This window comes from Soonwooa purpurea (assembly GCF_053891095.1).
Window position 1 is genome coordinate 1 of record NZ_JBSSMA010000054.1, and the last position, 1,683, is coordinate 1,683.

The 1,683-nt window shown below is 35.8% G+C and carries 3 protein-coding genes; all 3 read left to right on the forward strand.

Annotated features, from left to right (window positions below; translation table 11 throughout):
• Positions 1-232 precede the first annotated feature (232 nt).
• From ACVFVN_RS14665 to ACVFVN_RS14675, 3 genes are read left to right on the forward strand one after another with little or no spacing between them, the layout of a single operon-like run.
• Positions 233-607 (forward strand): ArsR/SmtB family transcription factor, encoded by a 375-nt coding sequence (locus ACVFVN_RS14665; protein WP_026728957.1) that lies wholly within the window; start codon positions 233-235, stop codon positions 605-607.
• Entirely contained in the window at positions 604-1,203 is a 600-nt protein-coding gene (merTP, locus tag ACVFVN_RS14670; RefSeq protein ID WP_035630394.1) for a mercuric transport protein MerTP, read from the forward strand. The genes ACVFVN_RS14665 and merTP overlap by 4 nt, the downstream gene beginning before the upstream one ends.
• Before the next feature lies 1 nt (position 1,204).
• The gene (locus ACVFVN_RS14675) at positions 1,205-1,411 is read left to right on the forward strand and encodes a GDCCVxC domain-containing (seleno)protein (RefSeq protein WP_069796431.1); all 207 of its coding nucleotides are present in this window, start codon (positions 1,205-1,207) and stop codon (positions 1,409-1,411) included.
• The last annotated feature ends 272 nt before the right edge of the window (positions 1,412-1,683 follow it).

Sequence of the window (1,683 nt, forward strand, 5' to 3'; positions counted from 1 at the left end):
AGCCGCCGTTGCTTTTCATATTGTTTTTTTCTTTAATTTAGACAATCTGAAAAAGCATCGGCTACGTTTAGTCTAAATTGAACTTTTCGTCCAATTTAGCCCGCACTTCGCCAATACTTTTTCCGTTAGTGGCAAGGCTATGACGACACAACCCGTCAGACAAAATCGGGTTCTTTTTGACATTTTATATTTTAGCAGTTGCTTAAATAAACAAATTGACTACCTTTGTGCTATGGACAACAATTCTTGTATAAGACAACAAGCGGACATTAAACAAATAAACCGCTGTAAAGACCGAGTTTCAGAACTCAACGGCTCGTTTGACTATTTATCGAACGGACTTGAATTGGCAGGAAACAACGTAAGACTGAAAATTCTATTTCTGCTCTATGAAGAAAAACGACTTTGTGTTTGTGATATAAGCGACATTCTCGGTATGACAATTTCAGCAGTTTCACAACACTTGAGAAAACTCAAAGACAGAAAACTTATTGAAACCGAACGAGAAGCACAAACCATTTTTTACTCGTTGACAAAAGAGTATGAAAAAATGCTGAAACCGTTTTTCAAAATACTTGACGAAAACAAAATATTAGAAACATTATGAAAACAGACAACAAACTAATCGGAGCAGGACTTTTAACAGCAATTGCAGCTTCATTGTGTTGCATTACACCTGTCTTGGCTCTCATTGCAGGAACAAGCGGACTTGCTTCTACTTTTTCTTGGCTCGAACCTTTCAGACCGTATTTTATCGGTTTGACAATTTTGGTTCTTGGTTTTGCTTGGTATCAAAAGTTGAAACCTAAAAAGCAAATTGACTGCAACTGTGAGACAGAAGAAAAACCAAAATTCATTCAGTCAAAAATGTTTTTAGGAATTGTAACAGCATTTGCAATCGTTATGCTTGCCTTTCCATACTATTCAAGCATTTTCTACCCAAAGAAAGAAAAGCAAATCATAGTAGTGGACAAATCCAATATTCAAAAAGTAAAATTTACGATTAGCGGAATGACTTGTGCGAGTTGCGAAGAACACGTAAATCACGAAGTAAATAAATTGACAGGAATAATAAGTTCAAACGCTTCATATGAAAATGGAAATGCAATCATAGAATTTGACAACTCAAAAACAAATATTTCTGAAATCGAAAAAGCAATAAACTCAACAGGATATTCTGTAACCGACAAAAAAGAAAATTAAAATGGAAATCAAATTACAATCAACAATAACTTGCCCCAACTGCGGACATAAGAAAGAAGAAACAATGCCGACAGACGCTTGCCAATATTTTTACGAATGTGAAAAATGCAAACAAGTTCTAAAACCAAAACAAGGCGACTGCTGTGTTTATTGTAGCTACGGAAGTGTTGCTTGTCCACCAATTCAGCAGGACAAAAAATGTTGCTGACAGACGGAAAACAAAGAAGCCCAGCCACTAACAGCGGTTTGGCAAAAGTGGCGGTTCAGTGCTTCGTATGACAGTTTTTCGTAAATTTGAAGTGTGTGCTTCGTATGAACATTTGTGGTTAAATCGCCACCTTCGCCAAGCCGCAAAACGTTAGCAGAAAGTCTTCACAAACAGAACTTATGAAAGAACTACTTGAAAGTATTTCAACTAGAGAAACTTCTATTATATTTTGGTCAATTTTAATCTTCTCAATTTTAATATTTATTGCTCGA